This is a genomic window from Achromobacter spanius (assembly GCF_003994415.1).
Classification (GTDB): domain Bacteria; phylum Pseudomonadota; class Gammaproteobacteria; order Burkholderiales; family Burkholderiaceae_B; genus Achromobacter; species Achromobacter spanius_C.
This window is the reverse complement of the sequence record NZ_CP034689.1, coordinates 6,611,424-6,629,206: the sequence shown is the minus strand read 5'-3', so window position 1 is coordinate 6,629,206 and position 17,783 is coordinate 6,611,424. Positions and strand designations below refer to the sequence as shown.

18 protein-coding genes are annotated in these 17,783 nt (G+C 62.5%); 12 read left to right on the top strand and 6 right to left on the bottom strand.

Annotation, left to right across the window (positions count from 1 at the left end):
- Positions 1–4: 4 nt before the first annotated feature.
- Genes ELS24_RS30495 through ELS24_RS30485 form a run of 3 tightly spaced genes read right to left on the bottom strand, consistent with a single transcriptional unit; the run spans position 5 to position 4,200 of the window.
- Positions 5–2,329: a CHASE2 domain-containing protein gene (locus ELS24_RS30495; protein ID WP_127186193.1), complete on the bottom strand. Its 2,325-nt coding sequence runs from the start codon at positions 2,327–2,329 to the stop codon at positions 5–7.
- 10 nt (positions 2,330–2,339) lie between these two features.
- Positions 2,340–3,449: a FecR domain-containing protein gene (locus ELS24_RS30490; protein WP_127186192.1), complete on the bottom strand. Its 1,110-nt coding sequence runs from the start codon at positions 3,447–3,449 to the stop codon at positions 2,340–2,342.
- A 34-nt stretch (positions 3,450–3,483) separates the two neighbouring features.
- Positions 3,484–4,200 carry a response regulator transcription factor gene (locus tag ELS24_RS30485; protein WP_050450093.1) on the bottom strand — a complete coding sequence of 239 codons (717 nt, stop codon included), beginning with the start codon at positions 4,198–4,200 and terminating at the stop codon, positions 3,484–3,486.
- Between the two features lie 259 nt (positions 4,201–4,459).
- Between ELS24_RS30485 and ELS24_RS30480 the strand changes: the two genes are divergently transcribed.
- The 7 genes from ELS24_RS30480 (at position 4,460) to rpsJ (ending at position 10,526) form a co-directional block, all read left to right on the top strand.
- Positions 4,460–5,161: a response regulator transcription factor gene (locus tag ELS24_RS30480; protein ID WP_050450092.1), complete on the top strand. Its 702-nt coding sequence runs from the start codon at positions 4,460–4,462 to the stop codon at positions 5,159–5,161.
- Positions 5,162–5,202: 41 nt separating this feature from the next.
- Positions 5,203–5,475, top strand: coding sequence for a hypothetical protein (locus ELS24_RS30475; protein WP_127186191.1), 273 nt, complete (start codon positions 5,203–5,205; stop codon positions 5,473–5,475).
- A gap of 263 nt (positions 5,476–5,738) precedes the next feature.
- Entirely contained in the window at positions 5,739–6,116 is a 378-nt protein-coding gene (rpsL, locus tag ELS24_RS30470; protein ID WP_005017264.1) for a 30S ribosomal protein S12, read from the top strand.
- 166 nt (positions 6,117–6,282) lie between these two features.
- A complete protein-coding gene (rpsG, locus tag ELS24_RS30465) occupies positions 6,283–6,753 on the top strand; it encodes a 30S ribosomal protein S7 (protein WP_050450091.1) in 471 nt (156 codons plus the stop codon).
- 18 nt (positions 6,754–6,771) lie between these two features.
- A complete protein-coding gene (gene fusA / locus ELS24_RS30460; protein WP_050450090.1) occupies positions 6,772–8,874 on the top strand; it encodes an elongation factor G in 2,103 nt (700 codons plus the stop codon).
- A 75-nt stretch (positions 8,875–8,949) separates the two neighbouring features.
- Positions 8,950–10,140 carry an elongation factor Tu gene (tuf, locus tag ELS24_RS30455; protein ID WP_006221899.1) on the top strand — a complete coding sequence of 397 codons (1,191 nt, stop codon included), beginning with the start codon at positions 8,950–8,952 and terminating at the stop codon, positions 10,138–10,140.
- A 74-nt stretch (positions 10,141–10,214) separates the two neighbouring features.
- The gene (gene rpsJ / locus ELS24_RS30450) at positions 10,215–10,526 is read left to right on the top strand and encodes a 30S ribosomal protein S10 (RefSeq protein WP_003806903.1); all 312 of its coding nucleotides are present in this window, start codon (positions 10,215–10,217) and stop codon (positions 10,524–10,526) included.
- A gap of 106 nt (positions 10,527–10,632) precedes the next feature.
- On the opposite strand, the gene ELS24_RS30445 is transcribed toward rpsJ, so the two are convergent.
- The 3 genes from ELS24_RS30445 to ELS24_RS30435 are packed head-to-tail and all read right to left on the bottom strand — an operon-like array spanning position 10,633 to position 13,233.
- The gene (locus ELS24_RS30445) at positions 10,633–11,442 is read right to left on the bottom strand and encodes an aspartate dehydrogenase (RefSeq protein WP_127186190.1); all 810 of its coding nucleotides are present in this window, start codon (positions 11,440–11,442) and stop codon (positions 10,633–10,635) included.
- Positions 11,443–11,474: 32 nt separating this feature from the next.
- The gene (locus ELS24_RS30440; RefSeq protein ID WP_127186503.1) at positions 11,475–12,287 is read right to left on the bottom strand and encodes an IclR family transcriptional regulator; all 813 of its coding nucleotides are present in this window, start codon (positions 12,285–12,287) and stop codon (positions 11,475–11,477) included.
- A 13-nt stretch (positions 12,288–12,300) separates the two neighbouring features.
- On the bottom strand, positions 12,301–13,233 hold the full coding sequence (locus tag ELS24_RS30435) for an alpha/beta fold hydrolase (protein ID WP_164741324.1): 933 nt from the start codon (positions 13,231–13,233) through the stop codon (positions 12,301–12,303).
- Positions 13,234–13,407: 174 nt separating this feature from the next.
- Between ELS24_RS30435 and ELS24_RS30430 the strand changes: the two genes are divergently transcribed.
- The 5 genes from ELS24_RS30430 to ELS24_RS30410 all read left to right on the top strand — a co-directional run bounded on the left by ELS24_RS30430 (position 13,408) and on the right by ELS24_RS30410 (position 17,782).
- Positions 13,408–14,484, top strand: coding sequence for a porin (locus ELS24_RS30430; RefSeq protein WP_127186188.1), 1,077 nt, complete (start codon positions 13,408–13,410; stop codon positions 14,482–14,484).
- Between the two features lie 62 nt (positions 14,485–14,546).
- Positions 14,547–15,146, top strand: coding sequence for a cupin domain-containing protein (locus ELS24_RS30425; protein WP_050448284.1), 600 nt, complete (start codon positions 14,547–14,549; stop codon positions 15,144–15,146).
- Between the two features lie 79 nt (positions 15,147–15,225).
- Positions 15,226–16,233, top strand: coding sequence for an ABC transporter substrate-binding protein (locus ELS24_RS30420; protein WP_164741323.1), 1,008 nt, complete (start codon positions 15,226–15,228; stop codon positions 16,231–16,233).
- A complete protein-coding gene (locus ELS24_RS30415) occupies positions 16,226–17,014 on the top strand; it encodes an ABC transporter ATP-binding protein (RefSeq protein ID WP_230693710.1) in 789 nt (262 codons plus the stop codon). Before ELS24_RS30420 ends, ELS24_RS30415 begins: the two co-directional genes overlap by 8 nt.
- Positions 17,015–17,782, top strand: coding sequence for an ABC transporter permease (locus ELS24_RS30410; RefSeq protein WP_127186186.1), 768 nt, complete (start codon positions 17,015–17,017; stop codon positions 17,780–17,782).
- The last annotated feature ends 1 nt before the right edge of the window (position 17,783 follow it).

Genomic DNA, 17,783 nt, shown 5'->3' with positions numbered 1-17,783 from the left:
CGAGTCAGCCCTCTTGTTCGGCATCCAGCGCAACGGGCAGGCATAAGCTAAATGCAGACCCCACGCCGATTTCGCTCCTGACTTCCACCGTCCCGCCATGGCGTTCCGCCACGGTGCGCACGAACGCCAGGCCGAGTCCGGCGCCGCCCACGTCATTTCGGGTCTCGACGCCCACGCGCGAAAAGGGTTCGAACAGCCGTGCCAGATCAGATTCGGCAATGCCTTGTCCTTGATCCCGGATGGTTACCCGCCAGAAATTCTGCGCCTGCTCTAGTCCGCATTCGACGCGTGTCTGCGGCGGGCTGTATTTGATGGCGTTGTCGATCAGATTGCACAGCGCGCGCATCAGCAGCGTCTGATCGCCCCGGGTGTACGCAACGGGCAGCGGCATGCGCAGGCCCAGCGTAATGCCGCGTTTGTGCGCGGAGGCCCAGAACTCGTCGACGCCATCTTGCAGCAAACTACCCAGATCGAGTTCTACCGCGCTGATTGTCATTGATTCCGCGCGCGTCAGATGTACGAAGTCGTCCACCAGATGCAGGGTACGGTTCGCCAGTGTGGCGATGCGGGCAAGGGTCTCACCCTGCCCATCCTGAGTGCCGGACTCCTGCTTCATCTCGACAAGCGCCAGAATGGAGCTTTGTGGCGCGCGCATGTCGTGCGAGATGAAGCGCAGAGTCTCTTCACGCTGGCGTTCGGCTTGGCGAATCCGCGAAATATCCGTCAACGTGGCGACGGTACCCGCGAAATTACCTTCGGCGGTGTGAATCGGCGCGCACTTCAAGATCAGGTCGCGCCCCGCGTGATCACGCACTTCCAGATCGGCCGTCCAACGCGATGAGTCGTTGGTGGGCAGCGTGCCGCGCAGTGCGTCGGCCACGCGCTGTCGCGTCGTATCGTCGGAAATGGTCTTCTCAAGCAAATGCGTGGCGGGGTGTCCCACGCGGGGAGGGCGCATCCCCAGCCGCTGGAAGTACATAACCGCGGCCTGGTTGCGAAACTGCATATGCCCTTCCTGGTCGAAGACGAGCGTTGCGTCGGGCATGCCGTCCAGTCCATCGGCCAGGAAACGCCGCAGGTTGCGCACGCGCTCCAGCGCGCGCTGCAATTCCCCAACCCGGCTTTCCAGCGATGCATTCGGGCCGGTCAACTGCGCTCGCGCCTCGTTCAGGACGGGGGGATACTCGCGCTGCAGTCGACGCAGTTCATGGTCCATATAGCGCAGCGCCGCCTCTTGGCTACGCCAGCTCCATAGCGGATAGCAAAGCGCTACGCCCACGAGTGCAGCGGTCGGCGCGAACCACAAGCTGGCGTAGGCCAGCAGCAACCACGCTGTCAAAAGAATGCACGTAACGAGCGCAGCGCTGACAAGCAATGCCCGCTTGGGTGACAAGCGCCACAGCGCCAGGCAGGCCAGCAGCACGGGTAAAGCGGAAAACAGAGCATTCCAGGCGGCGGGCGGACGATGGTAGGACACGCCGTCGCGCGCGGACTGCATCAGGTTGGCGATGATCTCCACGCCCGACATGCCGCTCAAGTCGTGCGATACCGGTGTTGGGTAAGCGTCGCCCAAGCCGGTCGCCCAGGCGCCCACCAGCACGTACTTGTCGCGCAAGTCCTCCGGACTCAGTTCGCCGCGCAGGACGGACAGGTAGGAGACGGTACGCATGTGGCCAGCGGGGCCCGTGTACGGGATCAGGATGTCGCCGTTGGGACCCGCCTGTTGTAGAAACTGTTCCACCGCTTTGCCTTGGCCCCCGACCTCCAGCATGGAGAGAGCCAGGTGGTTGTAGCGCTTGCCCGCGAATCGGGTCGTCAACGTGGCTTCACGCACCACGCCGTCAGGATCAACGCGCGCATTGATGATGCCCGTTGACGCTGAGGCTTGCGCCAGCGCGGGGATCGGCATCGACATCGCGGAAGGATTGTTCAAGCGGTCCAGGACAATTGGCAGCACCGTCCGGCCATTGCGCTGGATGCTCTGGGCAAGTAGCAAGTCATCGTTGGGATTGACTGTGTCGCTTTCCGCGAAGATCAAATCCAACCCAACCGCGCGTGCGCCTTGCAGACGGTCGAGCAACGCGGCATGGATCGCCCGTCGCCAGGGCCATCGCCCCAGCGTCTCGATGCTGGCGTCGTCGATGGCGACGATCAGAATATCCGGGTCGGCCGGGCGTCCGCTCATGGTGATGGCGCGATCGTACAGGATCTGATCGACCCGGCCCAAGCCATTCAACAAGCCCAGCAGAGCCGCCAATGCCGCCAATATCACCGTCAGCCACAGCCCTGAGCGCGAGGTCCGGTCGAGGGCGTCGGGGGCGTCGGCCATTGGGCGGGGCCTAGTATTCGGTCAGCGTGATGAGTCCGCCTGTGCCGGTGCCGACCCCCAGGCCGAACGAGGTCATCAGTTGGTTCGCGCCTTCGAACGTGGCGACGGCATCTTGCCCCCGCAGGCCCAGATCATCGACCGCGCGCACCGAAACGTAGAACTTGCCGGGACCCGGCGCGCTGAAGTGAATGTTGGTCGTGGCGAAGCTAGCCGAAGATACAGGCAGCGCGCCTTCGGCATCGCGCGACACGCGCACCAGGTAGCCACGCGCACCGGCCACTGGCATGAAGGCGCTGGTCCAGGTGCCTCCGCCCGTGCGTATGGGGGGACTCAGTTGCGGCGCGGCCAAAAGCTCGCGCACACCGGACACGCTGCCGTCATTACGCACGGCAGCGCCATAGCCGCGCGCGACCGACACAGGTTTGGCGGGCGCAGCGCCTGGCGCATGCGCTTGCAGCCGCACGCTGCCTTCCAGCACTTCACTGTGCACGCCGCCGGCGCCGCTTTGCACGCGGAATCGCGTGCCCCGCACGCCTGTGACCGCAACCGGAGTCCTGATTTCGAAGCGGCCGACGCCTTGGCCGTCGGGGGCGACGGTGGATTCGACGCTGCCGCGTTGAATATGGATGACGGAGTCGGTCAGCGCGGTGCCTTCGAACTGGCGTAGCCGGGTCAATTCGACCGAACCGCCAGCGGGCAGCGTGAGCTTGGAGCCGTCGGCCAATTCCAGCGTCACAAAGCCGTTGGGCGAGGTCACTACCGTGCTGCCTTCAGCCACACTGGTGCCGGATTGCACGGACTGGCCATTCAGGTCGGCTTGTCCGCTGACATGCACCACGCGCGCTTGGGCGGGACGCTCGGGGATCATCGACAGGGGAATCCGCAGTTCGAGTCCGATGGGCAGCATTTCAGGCGTGACAACCTTGTTCAAGGTTTGCAACTTTGTCCAGTTCGCCTGATTGCGGGTGTACCGCGTGGCCAGGTTGATCAGGGTGTCTCCCTGCCGCACGCGATAGATGAAGTCGTCGCCCAATGCCCCCGCAGGCTGGCTGCGCACCACCCCCGACACGGACAGGCAGGAAAGCAAGGCAAGCAAAGAAAGCGCGCGGCAGCGGCTCATAAGAATCGGTTCTCCAGGGATACGCGCGTCGCGTCTACGACGGGCTGGCCGGGTTGTCTTCCACGGCGCTGTTCAGTTCCAGCCGGTAACCCAGCGCATAGGACGAACTGAGGCGCACCCCGTGTTCGGGGCGTAGCTGGAGTTTCTGGCGAATGTTGGACAGGTGCGTATCCAAGGTGCGGGAGGTCGCGGGAATCTCGCGGTTCCACACGCATTCGGCGATCACATCGCGCGACATGAGCCGGCCCAGGTTGCGAAAGAACAGCAACGCAAGTTCGAACTCCTTGGGCGCCAGCGACACGGCGGCGCCGTGTAGCGAGATCACTCTTGCGGCGGGCTCGATGCGGTAGTGCGCGACGTCGAAAGTGTCATCGGCTGGTTCGGCGATCTGGCTACGTCGCAACAACGCGGCCACGCGGGCCAGCAATTCCAGGGGGCGCAGCGGTTTGACGATGTAATCGTCGGCGCCGGCGCGCAGCCCTTCCACCAGGTCGTCTTCAGAAGACCGATTGGTGAGGAAAATGACGGGGACGCGAGGACCGATGTTGGCGCGCAGCCAGCGCACCACATCGTCGCCATCGATATCCGGCAGGTGCCAATCCAGCAGCACGAGATCGAAGCGCTGCGAGCGCAACGCAGCCAACAGGTCGCGGCTCTGGTGATAACTGGAGCAGGTGTACCCTGCGGCAGTCAGCACTTGGTGGATGCGCCGGGCTTGGTCAAGGTCGTCTTCCAGCGACGCAATCTTCATCGGGAAAGTCTCGCGGAGGTCTGCTGCGCAAGAACGCCGCTGGCGCCCCTGCTGCAAAGGTGAGCGAATTTATGTAAACGAATGATAACTCGCGCGGCGGCACGGCTGGCTACGTTGTGGCAAGAACTGTCAAACATTGCAAAGTTAACGAATCTTGACTGGAGTTGTTGCGTAACAACGCGCCACACTGTCTCAATCGTCCTACGTGCAACGTCACAAGCGGTCGCGTGGGCGGTGTGGTTAGGGGGTTGAGATTGCCATGAATCAATTACGCATATTAATGATGTCGCCGGACGAGGTCGCTCGAAACGCCGCCGTGTCCGCCCTGCTGCAAGCCGGCATTTCCGCACGGGGCTGTTCGACTTCTCTCGAACTGTTCGGATTGCTCAATAGCGGTGTCTACGATGCCGTCGTCCTGGACGTTGGGACGTTGGGCGAAATCGGTTACGCGCTCGTGGCCCGGTTGCACGGGTCTTCGCCCATGGGCATCGTGGTGACAGGCAAGGGCGTTTCCGTGGATAGTCGGTTGCGTTGCCTGCAAAGTGGCGCTGATGCCTGTCTGCCCGATCCCCAGGACCCGCGCGAACTTGCATGCATCCTGTTGGCGCTGGCGCGGCGCCTTCCCCCCAGTCAAGATACCCCGGCGGTTGAGGACGCGGTAAGCGGCCAATGGGAGCTGCGCGACCAGGGCTGGACGCTGGTTGCCCCGTCGGGGGCGACGATCTCGCTGTCGGCCAATGAGCGCCTGATCGTACGGTCGCTGCTTGAGGTGGCGGGCAGGACGGTCGGGCGTTCTGAACTGGGCGAGGAACTGCGGGTGGAAGGCGGTGGTGTGCGCTCGAGTGGGTCGCGCAGCATTGATGTCATTGTCAGCCGCCTGCGTCGCAAAGCCGAACTGGCGGGGGTGATGTTGCCGATTCGCACGGTGTACGGCAGCGGTTACTTGTTTGCGGACCGGTAAGCCGCCACCTGGCGCTACACTGCCGCCTGCGCTGAATTCCCATGGTTTACCCGATGCTCGCCTCGCCGCAGGCGCGGTTCTCGGCCAGGCGGGCATTTCAGATCTTTGCCGCTACGCGGCCCCATTTTTCACAAGCGGCGTGTAAATCCCCGCCTTTTGCCGGCTTTTCGCTGTTGCTTGCCGCGTCGCCGGACTTACAAAAATCTTTGACAGTACGCCTTGATCTCAGTTATGCTAAAGGGCTTACTGCTTTATTTCGCGCGCAAAATCTGTACGCAAAAGGCAAACAGTTCAAGAGCTTAGTTAGGGTCTGAAACGCCGGTCTGAAAACCCGGTCTGAAACCAAGGTGCGTCACGAGCCTTTTGGTTTGGGTCCATCAGTTGCAACTAAGGTCTTGGCAGCCCAGCCGCTATCAGTTTTGTGCGTTTGTCATGGTTTGTTGGCAAGCCCGCTCTTTTACGTATATGAACGTTTGAGGCGGTTTTGCGCGAACTGCCTTCTCCGAGAGAATTCACTGCTTGAGGAGACGAGTACGTAAGTACTTACCAGTGGTACGTAAAAGGGATTTCAAAGGTCATGCCTACCATTAGCCAACTCGTGCGCAAGCCGCGCGAAGTCAGCATTATCAAAAGCAAGAGCCCCGCGCTCGAAAACTGCCCGCAACGCCGCGGCGTGTGCACTCGCGTGTACACCACCACCCCCAAGAAGCCGAACTCCGCTCTGCGCAAGGTTGCCAAAGTGCGTCTGACCAACGGTTACGAAGTCATTTCGTACATCGGCGGTGAAGGCCACAACCTGCAAGAGCACTCGGTGGTTCTGGTGCGTGGCGGTCGTGTCAAGGACTTGCCCGGTGTGCGTTATCACATCGTGCGCGGTTCCCTCGACCTGCAAGGCGTCAAGGATCGTAAGCAAGCCCGCTCGAAGTACGGCGCCAAGCGCCCGAAGAAGGCTTAATAACGAGTCAGTAGTATCCCCGCGTGGCGGAAGACCGTCACTAGGGAAGTGCGACCGCGCCCTCCGGCTTTTGGGAAGGAGCGCGGCACGTAAGGGGTCGTCCCAATGGGCGGCCATGGCCGTGTAATGAAACACGGTTCAACTGAACAGACACAAGGAAGCAACAATGCCCCGTCGTCGCGAAGTACCCAAGCGCGAGATTCTGCCCGATCCCAAGTTCGGCAGCGTCGAGCTCGCCAAGTTCATGAACGTCGTCATGCTGGACGGCAAGAAGGCCGTCGCCGAGCGCATCGTCTACGGTGCCCTCGAGCAAGTGCAAACCAAGACCGGCAAAGAGCCGATCGAAGTTTTCAGCCTGGCGATCAACAACATCAAGCCGATCGTCGAAGTGAAGAGCCGCCGCGTTGGCGGTGCCAACTACCAAGTGCCGGTTGAAGTGCGCCCCGTGCGCCGCCTGGCCCTGGCTATGCGTTGGCTCCGTGAAGCCGCCAAGAAGCGTGGCGAGAAGTCGATGGATCTGCGTCTTGCTGGCGAACTGATCGACGCCGCCGAAGGTCGTGGCGCCGCGATGAAGAAGCGCGAAGACACGCACAAGATGGCAGAGGCCAACAAGGCCTTCAGCCATTTCCGCTGGTAATTTAAGGACTAATCCACCATGGCCCGCAAAACCCCGATCGAGCGCTATCGCAACATTGGTATCTCTGCGCACATCGATGCAGGGAAAACCACCACGACCGAACGTATCCTGTTCTACACCGGCGTCAATCACAAGATTGGCGAAGTGCATGATGGCGCAGCCACCATGGACTGGATGGAACAAGAGCAAGAGCGTGGCATCACCATTACGTCGGCAGCTACGACGGCGTTTTGGCGTGGCATGGCGAAGAACTATCCCGAACACCGCATCAACATCATCGACACCCCGGGTCACGTGGACTTCACCATTGAGGTGGAACGTTCCATGCGCGTCCTGGACGGTGCTTGCATGGTCTATTGCGCGGTGGGTGGCGTTCAGCCGCAGTCCGAAACCGTGTGGCGCCAAGCCAACAAGTACGGCGTGCCGCGTCTGGCCTTCGTCAACAAGATGGACCGCACCGGCGCCAACTTCTTCAAGGTCTATGACCAGTTGAAGAACCGCCTGCGCGCCAATCCCGTGCCGATCGTGATTCCGATCGGTGCCGAAGACACGTTCCAAGGCGTGGTCGACCTGGTCAAGATGAAGGCGATCATTTGGGACGAAGCCAGCCAAGGCATCAAGTTCGACTACCACGATATTCCCGCCGAGCTGGAAGGCCTGGCCAACGAATGGCGTGAAAAGCTGGTTGAAGCCGCCGCCGAGTCGTCGGAAGAGCTGATGAACAAGTACCTGGAAACGGGTGCCTTGGACGAAGCCGAAATCAACCTGGCCATCCGCCAACGCACCATCGCTGGCGAAATCCAGCCGATGCTGTGCGGCACCGCCTTCAAGAACAAGGGCGTGCAGCGCATGCTGGACGCGGTCATCGACTACCTGCCTTCGCCCGTGGATATTCCCGCGGTTGACGGTCAGGACGACGAAGGCAATCCCATCACGCGTGAAGCTGACGACGGCGAGAAATTCTCGGCGCTGGCATTCAAGCTGATGAGCGATCCGTTCGTGGGTCAACTGACCTTCGTGCGCGTTTACTCGGGCGTCCTGAAGTCGGGCGATACGGTCTACAACCCCATCAAGGGCAAGAAGGAACGTATCGGTCGCATTCTGCAGATGCACGCGAACAACCGCGAAGAAATCAAGGAAGTGTTGGCAGGCGACATCGCCGCCGTGGTCGGTCTGAAAGACGTGACCACCGGCGAAACGCTGTGCGACACCGACTCCCACATCCTGCTCGAACGCATGATTTTCCCCGAGCCCGTGATTTCGCAGGCCGTGGAACCGAAGTCGAAGGCTGACCAGGAAAAGATGGGTCTGGCGCTGTCGCGTCTGGCTCAGGAAGATCCGTCGTTCCGCGTGCGCAGCGACGAAGAATCCGGCCAAACCATCATTTCCGGTATGGGCGAGCTTCACCTGGAAATTCTGGTCGACCGCATGAAGCGTGAGTTTGGCGTTGAAGCCAACGTCGGCAAGCCGCAAGTGGCCTACCGTGAAACCATCCGCAAGACCTGCGACGAAGTTGAAGGCAAGTTCGTCAAGCAGTCGGGCGGTCGTGGCCAGTACGGTCACGTGGTGCTGAAGGTTGAACCCTTGGCTCCTGGCGGTGGCTACGAATTCGTGGACGCCATCAAGGGCGGTGTGGTTCCTCGCGAATACATCCCCGCGGTGGACAAGGGCATCCAGGAAACGCTGCCTTCGGGCGTGTTGGCTGGCTACCCGATCGTCGACGTCAAGGTCACGCTGTTCTTCGGTTCGTACCACGATGTGGACTCGAACGAAAACGCGTTCAAGATGGCCGGCTCCATGGCATTCAAGGAAGGTCTGCGCAAGGCCAGCCCCGTGCTGCTGGAACCGATGATGGCCGTTGAAGTCGAAACGCCGGAAGACTACGCTGGTACCGTGATGGGCGATCTGTCCTCGCGTCGCGGCATGGTCCAAGGCATGGACGACATGGTCGGTGGCGGCAAGACCATCAAGGCTGAAGTGCCCCTGGCCGAGATGTTCGGTTACGCCACGAACCTGCGTTCGTTGACGCAAGGTCGTGCCACGTACACGATGGAATTCAAGCATTACTCCGAGGCTCCCAAGAACGTCGCTGACGAAGTCATCGCCGCTCGGGCCAAGTAAATAACCCTGGCCAGGTCCACCCATCCGGGTGGCCTGGCAGATTCAAGTTTCCTTGAAAGTTAAAGGATAGAGATCATGGCAAAAGGCAAGTTTGAACGTACCAAGCCGCATGTGAACGTGGGTACGATTGGTCACGTTGACCACGGCAAAACGACGTTGACGGCAGCTATCACGACCGTTCTGTCGAACAAGTTCGGTGGCGAAGCCAAGGGCTACGACCAGATCGATGCGACTCCTGAAGAAAAGGCTCGCGGCATCACGATCAACACCGCCCACGTCGAGTACGAAACGGAAGCGCGTCACTACGCTCACGTTGACTGCCCGGGCCACGCTGACTATGTGAAGAACATGATCACGGGCGCGGCGCAAATGGACGGCGCGATCCTGGTTGTGTCGGCCGCTGACGGCCCGATGCCGCAAACGCGTGAACACATCCTGCTGAGCCGCCAAGTTGGCGTGCCGTACATCATCGTCTTCCTGAACAAGGCTGACATGGTTGACGACGCCGAGCTGCTCGAGCTGGTGGAAATGGAAGTTCGCGAACTGCTGTCGAAGTACGACTTCCCGGGTGATGACACCCCGATCGTCAAGGGTTCGGCCAAGCTGGCGCTGGAAGGCGACAAGGGCGAACTGGGCGAGCAAGCCATCATGGCTTTGGCCGCTGCACTGGATTCGTACATCCCGACGCCCGAGCGCGCCGTGGACGGCACGTTCCTGATGCCGGTTGAAGACGTGTTCTCGATCTCGGGTCGTGGCACGGTGGTTACCGGCCGTATCGAACGCGGCATCGTGAAGGTCGGCGAAGAAATCGAAATCGTGGGCCTGGTGCCGACGGTCAAGACGACTTGCACGGGCGTTGAAATGTTCCGCAAGCTGCTGGACCAAGGTCAAGCTGGCGACAACGTGGGCATTCTGCTGCGCGGCACCAAGCGTGAAGACGTCCAGCGTGGTCAAGTGTTGGCCAAGCCGGGTTCGATCACGCCGCACACGGACTTCACGTCCGAGGTGTACATCCTGTCCAAGGAAGAAGGCGGCCGTCACACTCCGTTCTTCCAAGGCTATCGTCCCCAGTTCTACTTCCGCACGACGGACGTGACCGGCACGATCGAGCTGCCGGCCGACAAGGAAATGGTTCTGCCGGGCGACAACGTGGCCATGACGGTCAAGCTGTTGGCTCCGATCGCCATGGAAGAAGGCCTGCGTTTCGCCATCCGTGAAGGCGGTCGTACCGTCGGCGCCGGCGTCGTCGCCAAGATCCTGAAGTAATTCGGATCACTTAAGCAGCACACAACCAGCGAGGGCGCCTCGTCGCCTTCGCCTCTCGTTCTTTAGGAAACGCCATGAAAAACCAAAAGATCCGTATCCGCTTGAAAGCTTTCGATTACAAGCTGATCGATCAATCGGCCGCTGAAATCGTCGACACCGCCAAGCGTACCGGCGCCGTTGTCCGCGGCCCGGTGCCGCTGCCCACGCGTATCCGTCGCTACGACGTCCTGCGTTCGCCGCACGTCAACAAGACGTCGCGCGACCAGTTCGAAATCCGTACGCACCAGCGCCTGATGGACATCGTTGATCCCACCGACAAGACCGTTGACGCTCTGATGCGTCTGGACCTGCCGGCCGGCGTCGACGTCGAAATCGCGCTGCAGTAAGGCGAACCGAGCCTGCTACCTTCGCCGGTAGGCTCGTAAAAAATGGCCGTATTCCCCAGGGAATGCGGCCATTTTGTTTTTGCGGCGTTGTCTGTGGTCGACGTGTTCAGATCACCACCGGTTCCATGGCGTTGCAGATGGCCCGCACCAGGCTGTAGACCGTCAACGACGACGTCTTCGGGTTTGCGGCCAAGGGCTTGCCGCGCATCGTCAGTTCAAATTCGCCGAATACACCCCTGGCATGAACGTGATGCACGTTGTCCTGCACACCGGGGTCGGCCAACAGGCGCACACATGTACGGTCCAACCCGAGCCCGGCCAATGCCAGCGTGGCTGCCACGTTGGCGTTTTTCGGATAGGTGGCCGCGGCCTCGCGCGCGGTGCCTTCGAAAATGACCGTAGCGCCATGGTCCAGCGCTGTCAGATCGAACTGCTTGTCCGCTGGTGTGCCGCGCCAGGCAAGCGGCGGTTTGCGACCGGTGTACACCACTTCGTCCAGACCGCCATGCCGTGCCGCAGCCAGCGCATCAATGGCGCCGATCGCACCTGACAGCAGTTGCACGCGCGTCTGGCCGGCCCGCGCGGCTTGCTCCAATTCTTCGACTAGCCCCGGCGCCGCCAAGGCGCCTACTGAGGCGACGACGCACGGGATCCCCGCGCGCAGGGCGGGCAACACATGTTCGACGATGGCGCCGTGGCCGGCGCATTCCACCAGCAAGTTCGGGCGCGTGGGCGCCGCGTCAAGACTGGCGTGAATGGTGGCCTGCGGCGCCCAGGGCTGGATGCGCTGGCGCGCATCGTCCAGGTGCGATGCGGGCACAAGCACCGTGGTCACCGCCAAGTCAGTACGGCTGGCAAGCAACTCCAGCGCGGCAACGCCGATTGCGCCGCAGCCCACCATGGCTATCTTCAACATCGGTACATCCTCAAATTGGTACGGGTTCAGGGTCAGGTCCTTCCAGAGACGACGTTGTGCTCTGCCAATGGCGGTACATAATCGAGCGAGGCGGACAGTTCATTCGCAGCGGCGCATACCGCGTGGATGACGGAGGCTTCGTCGATGGTCGGTTCTTCAGGGCTTAGGGTGGGGATGGTGACGCCCAACGCAGCGATGACTCGGCCGCTGGCATCGCGCACGGGCGCCGCAATGCTGCCGACGATAGCTTCATAGAATCCGCGTTCAATCACATAGCCTCTCGCCAGATCTTCCTGAAGCAGGGCGTGTAGCGCGGGCACGCTGCGCGGCGTGTGCGCTGAGTGCGGCGGCAAGGGATCGGCGCCATAAAGATCAAAGAGTTCGGGCAGGGAAAGGTCGCACATGACCGCCCGGCCAAGCAGCGTTGCATGGGTCGGCAGGCGGGTGCCGACGAAGACCGTGCTGACGAAGGGCGTGGGCGCGGAGACCTTGGCGACGACGACCGCCGAGCGGCGGTCGCGCACCACCAGATTGGTGGAATAGCCGGTAGCGTCACGCAGGCGTTCCAACAACGGCCGGCCCAGGTCGGTGAGTTCCAGCGACGCCAGATACTCAAAGCCCAGGCGCAGCACGGCCGTATCCAGCCTGTACGCCGCGCCGCCGTCGGCCTTGCGGACGAAACCCAGGGTCTCGAGTGTGTTCAACATCCGGAACACGGTCGAGCGTGGAATGTTCAACCGACGCGCCAATTCCGGGGCGCCCAGCACACGATCTTGACGGCTGAACTCGCCCAGTAGCCGCAAGCCTCGCTCAAGCGCCGGTACGGTGTAGCGCTTGTCTTGCATCACGTTGGGGTCTTCAAGCAAAGGGAAGCTCCGACTTGACGCCGCCGTTCCTGGCCGAGCCGCGCACGATCTCGGCGACTTGTGCAGGACGCTCGATATGGCAGGCGTGGCCCGCGCCGTCGATCTGTGCAAACGAAGCGTGCCAGGCTTGTGCCACGGTTTGGCCTTGAGCGGCTGGCGTGATGACGTCGAGCTCGCCCACCCGCACGTCCACCGGCATGGCGGGTGCTGGACGGGACAGGAGGTCGCTGTTGCACAGGAGGCTGACCGCTTGGCGGTAACCGGTCGGCGAAATCTGGCGCATGTTCCAGCTCGCCCATTCCCGCATGGCCGGCGTCGCCGCATTCGATAGCAATGCAGCAGCCCGTTGCGCGGCGATGCCCTCGATGCCTTCTGCCTCCAATAAGGTCAAGCGGCGCGTGCGTACGGCCTCGCGTTGTGCCTCGTCATGGCTTGCGTACCCTTGGGCGGGACTGAGCAGCACCAGCCGCCGAATCGCGACCCGCGCGTTGCCGGCCCCGCGCGCCGCATAAGCGCCCGCCACGATGGCGCCAAGGGAATGGCCCACGAGCACGCATTCCGACACTCCCGCGTGCGCCAGCAACTGATGCAAGGCGTCGGCGTAATCGTCGGCCGACGGATGCGCCTGGGGCAGCGGCGTGGAACCGGCATAGCCTGGCGCGTTCCAGGCGATGACACGAAACCCGTCTCGCAACATCAGCGCGACATCCAGCCAGCAGCCGGCGGCAGACCCGATGCCGTGCAGCAAAACCACGGCGGGGCCGGTGCCCGAGCTTCGGTAGGTGAGGGTGCCGATCGCCGAGGGCGCCTGGTGCAAAGGGAAGCCTTTATCCAGGTCTTCAAGTCGGGCGGACAGGGCGCGCGTCGGGTCGGGCCCCAGGGCAGATCCCGTTGGCGACACGGAAGAAGTGAGTGCAGTGGGCATACGGGTAATCCCGGGAATGGTTTTTGATGCAGCGCAATTATACTGCGTTCGTCTCATTTGCAAATCAACGTTTCACCAATAAAACGTACGCCACGCCGATGTTGCAACGGCCGGGCAGCAGCGCCAGCCGCCCGGCCCTAACGCGTGGAAGTACAAACCCAGGGGAATACCAGCATGACTCAGTACTCGCCGCGCCGTGCGGTTTCCGTCGGCCTCGCCGTCGCCTTCTCCAGCCTGGCGCCCATCGCCACCCATACCGTGCACGCGGCGCCGGCCGTGGAGGCATCGTCCATCACCCTCTACGGCCTGATTGACATGGGCTTCCGGTCGGACACCAATGACCACGCCACCAAGCTCAGTGTCGACAGCGGTATTTCGAGTCAATCGCGCTGGGGCCTGCGCGGGGTCGAGGACCTGGGCAATGGCCTGGCGGCTACCTTTCAGTTGGAAAGCGGCTTCAACGGCGACAACGGCACCAACACACAAGGCCGGCTGTTCGGCCGCCAGGCCACGGTCGGATTGAAGGGCGGATTCGGCGAGGTACGGGTGGGACGCCAAGTGGTGTTCGGCTATGCATGGACGCCGTTTGTCGCCAGCCCGTTCGGCGTGTCGTGGTCACGCAATTCGATCGGCAACACCTTTGGCTATAAATCGGGCGACTTCGGCGTCGACGGCCGCATCAGCAATTCCGTCCTGTACTTCACGCCAGCCTGGAATGGGCTCGAGGCGGGCATCGGCTACAGCTTTTCGCCCGATGCGGAGCAGGGCTTCCGGACGGCTGACAATGACCGCGTGGTGACGGCCGGCCTGCGCTACGGCCACGGCCCGCTGAAGCTGGCCGCCACCTACGAGCAACTGAACGCGTCGAACCTGACCCCAGCACGCCGCGACGCCAAGAACCTGCAGTTGGCCGCCGCCTACGATTTCGAGATCTTGAAGCTCCACGCCGGCTACAACGAACAGCGCGACATCAATCTGAACCCCGCGCCCGGCTACGTCGCCGCCGGTGGCGACCGCGACCGCGTCTACACGTTCGGCGTCAGCGTTCCGGCCGGCCGCGGCCGCGTCATGGCCAGCTACCAACACGCCGTGCTTTCCCAGGCATCTGGCGTTGGGGTGGCCTACCAGCACTACCTGTCCAAGCGCACGAACCTGTACGTGCTCTTCAACGATACCGACACGCGCGACCACACCACGGGCGACGACATCAGCCGTCGCCAGTTTGGCGTCGGCATCCAGCACTCGTTCTGATCGCAATCCCCGTCTTTTCCCGCCAGGAATGGCCTGGCCGAACGTGACCAAAAGGAAACGCCATGAATGCTGCACCCCAAAACCACGAGATCCCCGTTCCCGAGCAGGAGAACCCCCAATTCGCCAGTTGGAAGCGCCCGAAGGACAAGACGCTGGGCGAATGGATGGAGACCCGGGTCGCCCGCCGCGCGACGCGGTCCTACGACTGGAACGCGCTGGGCTGGCAGGCCGAAGTCGACCCCGTCTATCGCCGTGCGCAAACGCGCTACATCGGCACCGGCGCGGCTGGCGTGCGCGACGACCAGAACTCGATTCCGGCCGAGCACTTCACGTTCTCCACGATGGTGCTGCCCGCCGGCTGCGAAGGTCCCATGCACGTACACCCCGATGTCGAAGAGGCCTTTTTCATCCTGCGCGGCCACAACATCCGCTTGTTCCTGGAATACCAGGGCGAGACCTTCGAAACCGTGCTGGGCGAACGCGATGTGATCTCGGTGCCGCCTGGCATCTATCGCGGGCTGCGTAACGAAGGCCAGGAGGAAGCGCTGATGTGCGTGATGCTGGGCGCGAACCGCCCGGACCTGCCGGACTATCCCGCCGACCATCCGATCGCCATCGCCAAGGCGGAGCGTAAGCGCGCTGCGGCAGCGGCGAAGGCGTGATGCGTGTGTCTCGCAGTATCTGCCGTAACGAGCCCCCGAATTTAGCCCCTGTATGAAGTCCCCGTTTGGAGACCCCTTGATGAATCGCAGATCTTTCCTGGGGGCGGCCGCCGGCATGGCGGGCGCCCTGATGTTGCCCGCGGCGGGTGCGGTGCATGCCGCACCGGGCGGCAAATTCACGTTCCTGACGCCGTTCACGCTGTCCTTGGCATTCGCGCCTGTGCTGTATGCATCGGCATCTGGCAAGTTCAAGGCGCAAAGCCTGGACCTGCGCGTGGAAGTCGGCCGTGGCGCGGCGCAAGCCGTGCAACTGGCCGCCGCAGGCCAGGTCAACGCCGGCCGCACGGGCGCCGCGAACTATATGTCGGCCCGCGCGCAAGGCAACTCCGACGTCGTCGCCTTCGGCACCATTGCCCAGATTTCGCCCTTCGTCGTAGTGTCCGCCGAGCGCGCGCCAATCACGGACGCGCGCGATCTGGCCGGCAAGATCGTCGGGCTGGCCTCGTTCGGGGGCTCGATGGAAGCGACCTTGAACCTGATGCTGGCGCATGCTGGGGTGGACCCGAAGTCGGTGCGCCGTGAACGCGTGGCCGACGGCCCCGCCTCGTTCGCGATGATTGAGGCCGGCCGCCTGCATGCATTCTTCGGCAATACCAGCACGGTGTCGCGTCTGCGGGCGCAAAAGCTGGCAATCTCGGTCATGCATGCCGACGACGGCGTACCCGGCCAGGTCTATGTGGCGCGCGAAAGCGAACTGGCGGCAAACCGTGACGGCTATGTCGCCTTCACTCGGGGCGTGGTGCAAGCCGTGAGGGAACTGGCCGCAATGGATGACGCAGCGCTGCTGCAAGCCATTGCGCTGATGGGGGGCGCGTTCGATATCCCTGGTATCGACAAAACGGATATCGCGCTGCAAGACCTGCGCGGCAACCGCGAACTGTGGCTGAGCCATGGCGCCGAGCAGGCGGTGCGCAACGATCCCAAGCAATGGCAGGAAGGCAGCAAGCTGCTGCTGGACGCCGGCCTGATGCGCGCGACCGATCGCAAGCTCTATACCAACGACATCTGGGAGAGTGCCGTTGCCTGACGCTCTATCCATAGCGCCGGCGGTGGATGCCGGCACGGCGATCGTCCGCTTCGTCGACGTCACCAAGAAATTCAAGACCGACTCGGGCGTAACCATCGCCTTGCAGGGAGTGAACCAACATATCGCGCCGGGTGAGTTCGTGGCCATCATCGGGCCGTCCGGCTGCGGCAAGTCCACCCTGCTGCGCCTGTTGTGCGGTTTGGAATCGCCCAGCGAAGGCCAGATCGACTGGCCGGGGCGGGGCGCTTCCAACCCGGTTCGTTTCGGCGTCGCCTTTCAAGAGCATCGTCTGCTGCCGTGGCTGAATATCGAGCAGAATGTGGCGCTGCCCAAGCTGATGACTACGGGGGCTACGCGCGCCGACTTGGAGCGCGCTCGCCAGTTGTGCGCCATGGTCGGCCTTGGCGGATTCGAAAAGCGCAATCCGTCGGAGCTATCGGGCGGCATGCGCCAGCGTGCCTCGTTCGCGCGGGCGTTGTTCTCAACCCCCGAGTTGCTGCTGCTGGATGAGCCCTTCGGTGCGTTGGATGCACTGACTCGCGAGCAGATCATTGCGGACGCCGAACGCATCTGGATGCGCGAGGGCTTCGCGGCGTTCCTGATTACTCACTCGATCAGCGAGGCCGTGCATCTGGCCGACCGCGTCATTGTCATGTCTGCCCGTCCGGGCCGCGTGGCGGCGGAGATCCGCGTGGATCTGCCGCGTCCGCGCACCGAGCAGCGCGAACACCCCGACTATGCGCGGCTGTGCGCCGAACTGCGCAAGCACCTGGAGATCTGAATGAAACGCTTCGCCATTCAACTCTGTTCCGTGGTGGTGTTCTTTGTCCTGTGGAAAAGCTATGTGACGCTTTTTGACGTGTCGCCGCTGGTGCTGCCGCCGCCCGAGGACGTGCTGGCCGCGCTGGTGCAGTTGATGCAGCGGCCCGATACCTATTTCCACATCTATACGACGCTGGCCGAATGCCTGGGCGGGTTCGTGATCGCGGTGGTGTTGGGCACATTGATCGGCCAGGTGCTGGGCAGGGTCGAGCTGCTGGACACGATCTTCAAGCCGTTCGTCGTCGCCTTGCAACTGACGCCCAAGGTCGCGCTGATTCCGCTCTTTATCCTTTGGTTTGGTTTTGGCATCGAATCCAAGATCGTGATCTCGGCCTTGATGGCGTTCTTTCCCGTGTTTGCCAATAGCTATCTGGGAGCGAAATCGGTCGACACTGGCCTGGTCGAAGTCTTCCAGGTGGGCAACGCGACCGGCCGCCGCCGTTTCCGCCTGTTGGTGATACCGGCGTCGCTGCCTTATATATTGACGGGCATGGAGATGGCGATCGTGTTGTCCATCATTGGCGCGGTGGTGTCGGAGTTCGTGGCCGGCTCACGCGGGTTGGGCTACCTGGCCACCGTCAAGTTGCAGGACATGGAGGTCGACACGCTATTCGCCGTGGTACTGCTGCTGGCCATGATCGGCTTTGTGCTCTACTTCGCGGTGGGTTCGCTGCGCAAGGTGCTGATCCCCTGGCACGAGTCCGGCAGGGCCAGGAAGGCGGCTTGAC